This window comes from Sphingobacterium spiritivorum, from assembly GCF_016724845.1.
Lineage (GTDB): Bacteria > Bacteroidota > Bacteroidia > Sphingobacteriales > Sphingobacteriaceae > Sphingobacterium > Sphingobacterium spiritivorum_A.
On sequence record NZ_CP068082.1, the window covers coordinates 2,763,186 to 2,775,478 of the forward strand.

Here is a 12,293-nt window from a genome sequence, read left to right on the forward strand (position 1 = left end):
TTTATTTCAATCGAATTTCGGAAACAGATGTTCCTTGTGCAACCATTGGGAATACGTTGTTTTCTTTTCCCACCATTACTTCTAATAGATACGCTCCATCATGATTAAGCATTGTTTCAAGAGCCTGACGCAGATCTTTTCGTTCGGAAATCTTTTGTCCTTCAATATAGTATCCTTTTGCTACTGCCACGAAATCAGGGCTTGTAATGTTAACAAAAGAGTAGCGTTTATCGTGAAACAGCTGTTGCCACTGTCTTACCATTCCCAGGAACTCATTATTCAAGATCATGATCTTCACTTTGGCTCCGAATTGCATGATGGTACCCAATTCCTGTAGAGTCATCTGGAAACCTCCGTCTCCTATAATGGCTACTACAGTCTTTTCAGGTGCGCCATACCATGCGCCTATGGCTGCAGGCAGTCCGAATCCCATTGTTCCTAATCCGCCGGATGTCACACTCGATTTTGAATTGTTGAATTTGGCATATCGGCAGGCTACCATCTGGTGCTGGCCTACATCTGTTGTTATGATGGCATCACCTCCGGTCAATTCGTTAAGGATATTTATTACTTCACCCATTGTCATTACATCTGTTGTCGGATGTAATTCATTTTGAATGACTTCTTTTATTTCTTCCTGTTCCAGTTGTCTGAATTTTTGCAACCATTCCGCGTGACGTTTTGTTTCCTGAATCTTTGCTGTTAATAAAGGCAGGCTGACTTTACAGTCTCCCCATACCGGCACAGTGGTTTGTACGTTTTTGTCGATTTCGGCAGGATCAATATCCAGATGGACCACTTTGGCCTGTTTTGCGTATTTATCCAGACGTCCGGTTACGCGGTCATCAAAGCGCATGCCTATAGCAATCAGGACATCACACTCATTTGTCATCACGTTGGGAGCATAATTACCATGCATTCCCAGCATTCCTACGTGCAGCGGGTGGTCTGTTTCCAGCGCACTTAATCCCATCACAGTAGCTGCGGAAGGAATACCTGCTTTTTCGATGAACGCTTTAAATTCCTGTTCTGCTCTTCCCAGAATCACTCCCTGTCCGAATAATACGAAAGGTTTCTCTGCGCTGTTTATTAGATCCGCAGCTTTTTCGATGTATTCGTTTCTGACTTCCGGTGCAGGACGGTAGCTGCGGACATGATTACATTTTTCATATCCTTCATAATCGAATAATTGTAACTGAGCATTTTTGGTAATATCAATCAATACTGGACCCGGACGGCCGGTACTGGCAATATAAAAAGCTTTAGCCAGTGCGTGAGGAATCTCAGTCGCATCTGTTACCTGATAATTCCACTTAGTGACTGGAGCAGTAATGTTAATGACATCTGTTTCCTGGAATGCGTCCGTTCCCAGTAGTGACGCGAATACCTGACCTGTAATACAGACGACAGGATTACTGTCAATCATGGCGTCAGCCAGACCTGTTACTAAATTGGTTGCACCCGGCCCGCTTGTAGCAAATACCACACCTGTACGACCTGAAGTACGTGCAAAACCTTGAGCGGCGTGAATACCTCCTTGTTCGTGGCGTACCAAAATGTGCTTCAAACGATCATTATAATCGTATAGTGCATCATAAATTGGCATAATTGCCCCTCCCGGATATCCGAATACGGTGTCAACACCTTCACATAATAAAGCTTCCAGCACCGCCTGAGAACCTGATATCTGTACCGATTCTTTTGGTGTTGCAGCAGGAGCTTTATTCTCTGTTTTTTCAAGTGTACTCATTACTTATTCGATTAGTTTAAAAGTTTTTAGTTGTTGATTATTCGATCTTCCTGTTGTATTACTGATCTGTAACACAACCTTCGGACGCATCCGAAACTGTTTTTGCGTATTTGTAAAGAACACCTTTAGATACTTTCAATGACGGCTGTACCCATTTTTCTCTACGCTTGGCTATTGTGGCATCGTCTACTTTCAGATTGATGGTATTATTGACCGCATCGATCTCAATGATATCGTCATTTTCTACTAATCCGATCAGACCACCCTGATAGGCTTCCGGAGTAATGTGTCCGACTACAAATCCGTGTGTACCTCCGGAGAAGCGGCCGTCTGTAATCAGGGCTACTGATTTTCCGAGTCCTGCTCCGATAATAGCGGATGTAGGCTTTAACATTTCCGGCATACCCGGAGCTCCTACGGGACCTTCGTTGATGATAACGACTACATCACCTTTTTTTACAGTACCATCCTGAATTCCGCGGATCAGGTTCTGCTCTCCGTCAAAAACGCGGGCAGGACCGGTGAATTTCTCACCTTCTTTACCTGAAATCTTGGCTACAGAACCTTTTTCTGCCAGATTGCCGTATAGAATCTGAAGGTGACCGCTTGGTTTGATCGGATTGCTCAATGGCTGAATGATCTTTTGATCATAGTCCATGATGGATTTTACGTCTGCAAGATTCTCTGCTAATGTTTTCCCAGTAACAGTCAGACAATCTCCGTGTAATAACCCCTCATCCAGTAAATATTTCAATACTGCAGGCGTACCTCCATATTGATGCAGATCCTGCATCAGATATTTTCCTGACGGTTTGAAATCCGCCAGTACAGGAGTTTCATCACTCATGCGTTGAAAGTCATCCTGTGTGATATCGACTCCTACAGCTTTTCCGATTGCGATAAAGTGTAATACCGCATTTGTGCTGCCGCCTAAAATTACAATTGCTCTAAGGGCATTTTCAAAGGCTTTACGTGTCATGATATCTGACGGCTTGATATCTTTTTCCAACAGTGTACGAATGTATTTACCTGCCTGAAGACATTCGTCTTTTTTATCTGAAGATACTGCCGGATTAGAAGATGAATAAGGTAGGCTCATCCCTAAGGCCTCAATCGCAGATGCCATTGTATTTGCAGTGTACATGCCACCGCAGGCTCCTGCTCCCGGACAGGTATGCTTGATGATTCCTTCGTAGTCTTCATCGGACAGGTTACCACAGATTTTTTGTCCTAATGCTTCAAAAGCCGATACAATATTCAGTTCTTCTCCTTTATAATGTCCCGGCGCTATTGTACCTCCGTATACCATTATAGAAGGACGATTCAGGCGACCCATAGCGATGACAGCGCCCGGCATGTTCTTGTCGCAACCCGGGATGGCAATCAATCCGTCATAGTACTGTCCGCCACAGATTGTTTCTATGCTGTCGGCTATGACATCACGACTTACCAACGAGTAGCGCATACCTTCTGTACCATTACTCATTCCGTCACTCACACCTATTGTTCCAAAAGTCAAGCCTACCAATTCGCTTTCCCACACACCTTTTTTGACCACTTGTGCCAGATCATTCAGGTGCATATTACATGTATTCCCATCATATCCCATGCTTGCAATACCGACCTGAGCCTTATCCATATCTGCATCGGTAAGACCGATTCCGTATAGCATGGCTTTGGCTGCGGGTTGTGTTTCGTCTTGTGTAAACGTACGGCTGTATTTATTCATTTGATTCTCGCCGTTAGATGATGACTTCATAGTTTTCGTTCTCTAATACTAGGTTTTTATATCTTCTTTGTATGGAAGCTCCGATTGTATGCTCCCAATCTTCTTTATATTCTATGTGATCCACTTGTCTGATGCCTATGATCTCGGCAGCAGTACCGCAGAGAAAGGCGCTGTCTGCAGCATATACTTCTTCTACTGTCAGTGGCTTTTCAATGATTTCGAAATTCAGATTTCTACAGATATTAATGACTGTCTGACGGGTTATTCCCGGGAAGGCATCCTGTTGAGGTGCTGTATAGATCCTGAAATCTTTTTCAATAAACAGATTTTCACTTGATGCCTGTACTACGAAACCATTCTGATCCAGTAATAATGCTTCATCAAATCCTTTCTTAATGGCTTCGCTGCTGGCCAGGATCGAGTTGATATATTGACCACTGATCTTTGAATTGACAGGGAAGGCCTTTGGGTTGGGACGTTGAATATTGGAAATACATACTTTCAATAAGTTTTGTCCCAGATAAGGACCCCATTCCCATGCTGCAATAAGGATTTTAGAATCTGTAGCTGAGGTAAGGTGCATATTGGATCCCGAAAGAACCAAAGGACGTACATAAGCTTCGCGCAGATTATTCAGCGCCAGCAGTTCGTAGGTTTTCTCTACCAGTTCACGGTTATTCCATTTGTACGGAATATTGATGGCTTCACAGGATTGCTGTAATCTTTCAAAGTGCTGCTCAGCTTTGAAGATACGGGTTCCGTTGTGTGTGTTATATGCGCGCAAACCTTCGAATGCACCATATCCATAATGTAATGCCTGACCATAAAAGTCAACACCTGCCTGGGACGCTTTTACAAAGTCCCCATCTAGGTAGATAAGTGTATTGTTATTGTAATATTGCATACCTTATGATTTGCTGTTGTGTTGAATTAAAATACCTATGGATTTATTCCTCATTTTTACCTGTCAAAGGAAGGTACAGAAGATCCCCTCAATTTGATAATTGTAAGATAGGACGAATAAAAATACTAACCAATAGGGTAACTCATTATTTTAAAATAGTTTTTTATTTTGTTATTTTTATTTTTGCAAAATATAATTTTATTTAAATTGAATTATTCGGTATTATTTAATATCTAAAGTAGACCAAAATTAAAATCGGTATACTTTTGGTTTTTTATTGAAATTTTGATTTCGGTCGATTTTCTTCCTGAAATCATCATTTTGCTGAATAAAGTTCAAAAAAATAAGCCCTTAAAACGACTTGTTTTAAGGGCTTATGAAGTGATTAAAAAATCTTAATTACTATTCTTGTATAATGCCCTCTGCCAGGACAATAATGACATTGTTTTTTACTTCAATTACTCCACCTTTAATGTTAAGGACCTCTTCATTGTTTCCAGCCTTAATAATAACCGGACCATCCTCTAATGTAGAGACGATAGGTGCGTGGTTTTTTAATATTTGAAATGAGCCGGCAGATCCAGGGACTGTTACTGCTGTAACGTCGCCTTCATAAGCCAACTTGTCTGGAGTAATAATTGTGAGTTTCATTTATTTTAATAGTATTTAGTAGTAAGTATTACGTATTTAGACTTTTTTACATAGTAATTAGCAGCAATTGACTTTTTGTCGGTTGTCTGACTACTAATTACTAAATACTAACTACTTATTTATACTGCTTCTGCTAATAATTTTTTACCTTTTTCAATAGCTTCTTCTATGCTACCTACTAAGTTGAAAGCTGCTTCAGGGTATTCATCTACTTCACCGTCAATGATCATGTTAAATCCTTTGATAGTATCTTTGATGTCTACTAATACACCTTTCAAACCTGTAAACTGCTCTGCTACGTGGAATGGCTGAGATAAGAAACGTTGTACACGACGTGCGCGGTGAACGGTCTGCTTATCTTCTTCTGATAATTCATCCATACCTAAGATAGCAATGATATCCTGAAGTTCTTTATAACGTTGTAAAATTTCTTTTACGCGCTGAGCTGTATTGTAGTGCTCATCTCCTAATACTGCCGGAGAAAGGATACGTGAAGTAGAATCCAATGGATCCACCGCCGGATAGATACCTAATTCTGCAATTTTACGGGATAATACTGTTGTTGCATCCAGGTGAGCAAAAGTTGTCGCCGGAGCAGGGTCAGTCAAGTCATCGGCAGGTACATATACAGCCTGTACGGAAGTGATTGATCCGTTTTTAGTTGAGGTGATACGCTCTTGCATCAGACCCATCTCTGTTGCAAGAGTTGGTTGGTAACCTACCGCTGAAGGCATACGCCCTAATAACGCTGATACTTCAGATCCTGCCTGTGTAAAACGGAAGATGTTATCAATAAAGAAAAGTACGTCTTTTCCCTGTCCGTCACCTTCACCATCACGGAAGTATTCTGCAACAGTCAGTCCTGATAATGCTACACGGGCACGTGCACCCGGAGGCTCATTCATCTGACCGAATACAAACGTACATTTTGATTCTTTCATCAATTCCTGATCAACAGTTTCCAAAGGCCATTCGCCTTTTTCCATGCCTTCCATGAAGTGATCACCATATTTGATAATACCTGATTCCAACATCTCGCGAAGTAAGTCATTACCTTCACGGGTACGCTCACCTACACCAGCAAATACCGAAAGACCACCGTGACCTTTAGCGATGTTGTTGATCAGTTCCTGGATCAATACTGTTTTACCTACGCCGGCACCACCGAATAATCCGATCTTACCACCTTTAGCGTAAGGCTCTAATAAATCGATTACTTTGATACCTGTGAAAAGAACTTCTGATTCTGTTGACAGATCTTCAAATTTAGGAGGTACATTGTGAATAGGACGACCATTTGTTTTGTCTAGATTTTCGATCCCGTCAATGGCGTCACCAACAACGTTAAATACACGTCCTTTGATTTCTTCTCCAATCGGCATTTTGATAGGAGCTCCTGTGTCTACAACTTTCATTCCACGCACCAATCCTTCGGTAGCGTCCATGGCAATAGTACGAACACAATCCTCACCTAAGTGTTGTTGTACCTCTAAAACGATACGTTGTCCATTCTCTTTCTCGATGTACAATGCATCATAGATTTTAGGAAGATTTTCATTGCCGGCGAAGTTGACGTCAACAACTGGGCCGATAATCTGCGCTATTTTACCAATTTGGGGCATATTATAGGGACTAAATATTTAATAATCAATTACAAAACTCTAAATGAGTCCTATTTTGGACTGCAAAAATAAACTATATCTGCTTAAAAGCAAAACGTTACGCTAATAAAATTCACTTTTTTTTCGCAGTTGGTAGATTTGAATATGATTATGACTGAATAGGTTATGCAAAAGCTGTTTTCCTGTTATATATTCTCCGCCTTTCAGATATGTGATACCTTCATTACAACAGCAATATGTACATATCGCTGCTTGTGTTAAAAGTATGTTGGAGCTGTCAAAAAGCCTGTTTTGTTTTCCTTTGTCTATTATTTTGTTACAATTTATACTAAAACGTGTAATAAATCTGTTATATATGGGTTGGTCTGGTTCCGGACGGAGCCTTGAAACCTGATGCTGATTTACACTTTTTGTATTTATACTATGCTATTTATGATTTCTAAGAAAAACAATCCAAACAGGAGGTATTCCCACTCTCCGACGATTATGACTTCTGCTTTTGCAACTCCTGCCCGTACAGGCAGACATCTGCTGAGGTTGGGTCTTGTAACAAGTTCTAAACCTCCCAGTTACACCTTCCTCTGACATCAACGTTATACAGGTATTCCCATTTTGCTTTTTAACGTATTATTTCATTTCAGATTCTTATAAAAATATTTAAAGTAATGATTCACTACCTCTATCACGCGCTCTTTTTGACATGTGGTCTTCTTTTTTTTTGTCAAACAGGACGCGCAGACCTTATTGAAAACAAGTACCACAGCTCTTATTCTCTCTCGCATTCGTACTTTGCATCTGACTCTATCGAGATCCGCGGTAAGGTCACTGACTCCGCCGGAATGGCCATTGAAGGAGTTGTCGTTACTGAAAAGGGGACATCAAACAGCGGATTAACAGATCAAAACGGCGAATTTAAAATTGCAGCAGATCCTAACGGAATTCTGGTTGTTATCAAATCCGGATTTAAAAATAAAGAAGTCCATGTCAACAATCAGAGGCTTGTAGAAATCTCTTTATCCAGTGGCAAGGCCGAGGCCGAAACAGAGACAGATGCGGATTCTGTAGTGACCCGCCAGGATTCTGCAACGGTCGTACAGACTCCCGACTCTGCGGGTACAGTCAAGCCTGCCGTGACGGATAGCAGTGCTGTTAAACAGTATAGCAGTAGCCAGGTTGTATCTGGTAAACAAGCTTCAGTATCCGGAATTGTCAATGGCCCGAAAGGACCTTTGCCGGGCGTGACGGTTACTGTAGTCGGAACTAATCAGGCTACGAATACAGACGAAAGCGGTAAATTCCAGATCGCTGCCGGTCCTAAGAATAAAATAAAGTTCTCATCGATTGGTTATAAAGCCCTGACGCAGACAGTTGGCAACAGAAAGGACATACAGGTTGTACTGAGTAGTGAAACTAATGTGCTTGACTCTGTCCAGGTGGTAGCAGTAGGGTATGGGACGATGAATCGTGCTACCTTACCAAGTGCGGTATCGAGTATCGGCGCCAATGAAATCAAAGATGAAGTGTTGCCGAGTATTACTCAGGCTATTCAGGGTAAAGCGGGAGGTGTTCAAGTCACGCAGAAGTCTGGTTCGCCCGGAGGCGGTATCAGTATCCGCGTAAGGGGTACGACATCCATTAATGCGAGTTCGGATCCGCTTTATGTGGTAGACGGGATTCCGGTTAACAGCACAACAAATTTTACTGGTGGTTCTACCTTTGATTTTGGGGGAGGTACTCAGGGTATAAATGTGCTTTCATCAATCAATCCTTCCGATGTTCAGTCTATTGAAATATTAAAGGATGCGGCATCCTCCTCTATCTACGGTTCGCGAGCCGCTAACGGTGTTGTACTGATTACGACCAAAAAAGGTGTAGCCGGACAAAGTGAATTTAACTTCAATATGTATGAAGGATTTTCACAAGTACCACGTGAACGTTATTATGATTTTATGAATACGGAACAGTATCAGGATTATATGAAAGACTATTACAAAATCCTGCAGGAAAAGGATCCGAATGCAACTATTCCGGATCAGATATTTTCCAATTCCAATGTTAACACGGACTGGCAGGATGCTATTTTCAGAAATGCAGGTACCCGTAGTTACGAACTTTCTGCAAGAGGAGGAAGCGAGAAGACACAATATTATACCTCAGTTGGCTATATGAAACAGGGAGGAGTGTTGCTAGGTTCAGACTTCAATCGCCTAAGTGGTCGTATAAATCTAAATCATCAGCACAATGATAAACTTAGATTTTCTACGGCTATCAATCTGACAAGAGCAGTTAACAAACGTGTTCAGGAAGAAAACTCGAAAGAAGGAGCGACCAAAAGCGGAATCTTTTCTCCACCAAACTTAACGGTATATGACGCTTCCGGTAATTTTGCATATGACCAGGTACGCTTAACCCGTGAGAATCCTGTAGCTATGTTGACCCTTCCTACCAATGAAGCTCAAACTTTCCGTGTATTGGCAAACGTTGGTGCAGAATATAATATCATTCCTGAGTTATTACTGAAAACCAGTTTTGGGACGGATATTAGTTTTATTGATGAGACATTTTTTATGCCGCCGGTGGGACTTCGTTCGTATGCCAGTCAGGGTGGTATAGGTGCCCGTCGCAATACCCGGGATCAGCTTTGGATCAATGAGACGACGCTGACCTATGATAAAGTGTTTGGTGATCATGCCCTCAATGCATTGGCCGGTTTCTCGGTTCAGGAGTCCAGACTTGAGTTTGTGCATGGACAACGTTCCAATTTTCCGAATAATGATATTCCTTATATTACTGCAGGAGGTGTTGTTACAGGTGCAAATTCTTATCCTGAAGAATGGGCGATCGCCTCGGGGTTTGCCCGTGCAACTTATATCTATAAGGACAAATATATCCTGAATGCAAATGTTCGTTCGGATGGATCATCCCGATTTGGTGCTGACAATCGTTGGGCTATATTTCCTTCCTTTGCGGGAGCCTGGAGACTTTCGGAAGAAGAGTTTTTGAAAGATTCCAAAATACTGAATGACCTGAAGCTCCGCGCAAGCTGGGGAATTACCGGAAATCAAAATATTGGTAATTATGCCAGTCGTTCTCTGTATTCCGGAAACAGCAATTATCTGGGTATGGCTGGATTTATTCCCAACATACTGGGAGACCGTGATCTGAAATGGGAAACTACCCGTCAATGGAATGTGGGTATTGATGCGGGCTTCTTAAATAACAGGATATCGTTGTTAGCTGACTATTATTACAAGAAAACTTCCGATTTGTTAATTGGATTACCAATTCTGACCAGTTCCGGTTACATTAATAGGTTTACAAATTCGGGAGATATAGAAAATAAAGGTTTTGAGTTTGAGTTGACAACCAAAAATCTGGTTGGCGAATTTAAGTGGACGACATCTCTGAATATGACCTTTAACAGAAATAAAGTATTGGCACTACCTGAGGGACTGAATGAAATGAGAGGTGGTGTTGGTGATCTGAATCGTGCCATTGTCGGACAACCTCTTGGTGTATTTTATGGATGGCAGGCCAATGGTGTAAATCCGCAGACAGGTATGATCGATTATCTGGGACAAGATGGTTCTGCTGTCTCTCCTACAGATTATAAAGATCACAGGATGATTGGCGATCCCAACCCTTCATTTTTCGGAGGTATTACCAATAATTTCGCCTACAAAAACTTTGACTTAAGTATCCAGGGACAGTTTACTTACGGAAATGATATCTTCAATTATAATCTGGCTTCCGGATTGGAAGGCTTTAATCCGAGTTCAAATCAGTTTGTTGACTTTGTGGACAGATGGCGTGCTCCGGGCGATATTACGGATGTTCCAAGACCAGCTCCGGGTGATCTGAGTAACGGAGCCGTATCTTCCAGATTTGTGGAGGATGGTTCTTTCTTCAGACTTCGGAATATCACGTTGGGTTACACATTGTCGCCTACAGTAGCAGAGAAGATCAAAATGAAAAAACTTAGATGGTATGTCACTGTACAAAATGCATATGTATTTACCAAATACAGAGGTTATGATCCGGAGGTAAGTTCAAGTCACGGAGGAGCTAATACCGGTCTGATCTATGGATATGACTACGGTAGTTATCCGCAGCCGCGTATATTCACTACTGGTATTAACATGACTTTTTAATTTCGAAAGCTGTAAATCTGAAATCATCGCAGTTCAAAACCGGAAACGATCCGGGCGGAGTGCCGAAAATATGACTGCGATAGATTTTGACTAAAAAGTATAATGATGAAAAATAAAATAATATTAATCTGTTTGGTTACGATGATAGTCACTTTGAGTACATCGTGTAATAAATTTTTAGATCGGGACCCGATGGGGCAGATCGCACAGGATCAGTTCTTTAATTCGGAAACCAATGCAAATGCCGCCGTGTTAGGTACTTACCGTACAATGATGAATTCCTTTTCATTTGGTCAGTCGATCGTAATTGTTCCGGAATTTTCGGCGGGGCATGTCAGACATTCAGCGAGTTTTCCTGAATATCAGAACTTTGCAGAACATAAGATACAGGCTATAAATCCCTGGACGGCCAATATGTGGCAGGCGATCTATGCGACTATAAATGCAGCTAACCAAATTATTGAAGAAGTTCCGGACATGACTCCTACGATGATAACCGAGGAAAAGAAAAATATATTTATTGGTGAAGCAAAATTTATCAGGGCATTGAATTATTTTTTTCTGGTTCGGGCTTTTAATAAGGTGCCTCTAAAGCTGACCTATACCAAAGAAGGTGATAATTTTGATATTCCCGAATCCGGAAAAGAGGCAATCTATACACAGATTATTAACGATCTAACAGAGGCTGTTGCTGCGCTTCCTCAGGCTAATCCTAACACCGGTGATGCTGCCAAAGGAAGAGCTTCTTATTGGGCAGCGAAAGCTTTACTGGCAAAGGTATATTTATATCAGGCCGCTATTACGAATGACTATAAGAAATCTGCAGATCTGGCTAATGAAATCATCACAACAGCAGGATTTGGTTTAGTCACAGATTTCAGCACGATCTGGACAACACAAAATACGAATGAGGCCATTTTTGAGATTCAATTTGATGATCAGGCCACAAACCCGCTTGCTGCAGTGGCCAACGATAATGCCAGTGTGTTGTTTTTTGCTAAAGATTCGACCATTCAGGATCTGTACAGCCCGCAGGACAAGCGGAGAGCTTTCACTGTAAAAAAGGGAAGCAAGAATAATTATTTTATGGGAAAGTTTCCGAATTTCTCTCCGGCAAGCCAGAATCTGACGGTGATTCGTTTGGCTGAAATTTACTTAATCCATGCAGAGGCGCAGGCAAGGGTAGATAATAGCGTCAGTACGACTGCATACAATTCGCTAAAAGCTGTACAGGATCGTGCAGGTGTCACTGTGCCCATTAGCACTTATAGCAATCTGGAAGCATTTATTACAGCTGTGCAGGAAGAAAAGGAAAAGGAGCTTATGTTTGAAGGTGAAACCTGGTTTGACTATAGCCGGACCAAGCTGGCTCTTAAAAAATATGATACGCTGACTGATGAAAGATACCTTTTGTATCCGATTCCTTCCGCTCAGATCGCTTTGGGAACAGGGCTTACACAAAATCCCGGCTATTAACCGATAATAT

Annotated in this window: 7 protein-coding genes; 2 read left to right on the forward strand and 5 right to left on the reverse strand. The window is 41.6% G+C overall.

What is annotated here, in order from left to right; all coding sequences use genetic code 11:
- Position 1 precedes the first annotated feature (1 nt).
- The 5 genes from ilvB to atpD form a co-directional block, all read right to left on the reverse strand.
- A complete protein-coding gene (gene ilvB, locus I6J03_RS11585) occupies positions 2 to 1,750 on the reverse strand; it encodes a biosynthetic-type acetolactate synthase large subunit (protein ID WP_201693682.1) in 1,749 nt (582 codons plus the stop codon).
- A 58-nt stretch (positions 1,751 to 1,808) separates the two neighbouring features.
- Entirely contained in the window at positions 1,809 to 3,509 is a 1,701-nt protein-coding gene (gene ilvD, locus I6J03_RS11590) for a dihydroxy-acid dehydratase (RefSeq protein WP_003011445.1), read from the reverse strand.
- Positions 3,493 to 4,383: a branched-chain amino acid transaminase gene (locus tag I6J03_RS11595; protein ID WP_003011442.1), complete on the reverse strand. Its 891-nt coding sequence runs from the start codon at positions 4,381 to 4,383 to the stop codon at positions 3,493 to 3,495. Before I6J03_RS11595 ends, ilvD begins: the two co-directional genes overlap by 17 nt.
- Before the next feature lie 402 nt (positions 4,384 to 4,785).
- Positions 4,786 to 5,034 carry an ATP synthase F1 subunit epsilon gene (gene atpC, locus I6J03_RS11600; protein ID WP_003011440.1) on the reverse strand — a complete coding sequence of 83 codons (249 nt, stop codon included), beginning with the start codon at positions 5,032 to 5,034 and terminating at the stop codon, positions 4,786 to 4,788.
- A gap of 119 nt (positions 5,035 to 5,153) precedes the next feature.
- The gene (gene atpD, locus I6J03_RS11605; RefSeq protein ID WP_003011438.1) at positions 5,154 to 6,656 is read right to left on the reverse strand and encodes a F0F1 ATP synthase subunit beta; all 1,503 of its coding nucleotides are present in this window, start codon (positions 6,654 to 6,656) and stop codon (positions 5,154 to 5,156) included.
- 665 nt (positions 6,657 to 7,321) lie between these two features.
- On the opposite strand from atpD, the gene I6J03_RS11610 reads away from it, so the two are divergent.
- Together I6J03_RS11610 and I6J03_RS11615 are read left to right on the forward strand one after the other, a co-directional pair.
- Positions 7,322 to 10,807: a SusC/RagA family TonB-linked outer membrane protein gene (locus tag I6J03_RS11610; protein WP_039990465.1), complete on the forward strand. Its 3,486-nt coding sequence runs from the start codon at positions 7,322 to 7,324 to the stop codon at positions 10,805 to 10,807.
- A gap of 105 nt (positions 10,808 to 10,912) precedes the next feature.
- Entirely contained in the window at positions 10,913 to 12,283 is a 1,371-nt protein-coding gene (locus I6J03_RS11615; protein ID WP_236586187.1) for a RagB/SusD family nutrient uptake outer membrane protein, read from the forward strand.
- Positions 12,284 to 12,293: the final 10 nt, after the last annotated feature.

Coding starts and splice junctions, on each gene's coding strand:
- ilvD (WP_003011445.1), bottom strand. CDS start 3,509: ATGAAGTCATCATCTAACGGCGAGAATCAAATGAATAAATACAGCCGT.
- atpC (WP_003011440.1), bottom strand. CDS start 5,034: ATGAAACTCACAATTATTACTCCAGACAAGTTGGCTTATGAAGGCGAC.
- I6J03_RS11595 (WP_003011442.1), bottom strand. CDS start 4,383: ATGCAATATTACAATAACAATACACTTATCTACCTAGATGGGGACTTT.
- I6J03_RS11615 (WP_236586187.1), top strand. CDS start 10,913: ATGAAAAATAAAATAATATTAATCTGTTTGGTTACGATGATAGTCACT.
- I6J03_RS11610 (WP_039990465.1), top strand. CDS start 7,322: ATGATTCACTACCTCTATCACGCGCTCTTTTTGACATGTGGTCTTCTT.
- ilvB (WP_201693682.1), bottom strand. CDS start 1,750: ATGAGTACACTTGAAAAAACAGAGAATAAAGCTCCTGCTGCAACACCA.
- atpD (WP_003011438.1), bottom strand. CDS start 6,656: ATGCCCCAAATTGGTAAAATAGCGCAGATTATCGGCCCAGTTGTTGAC.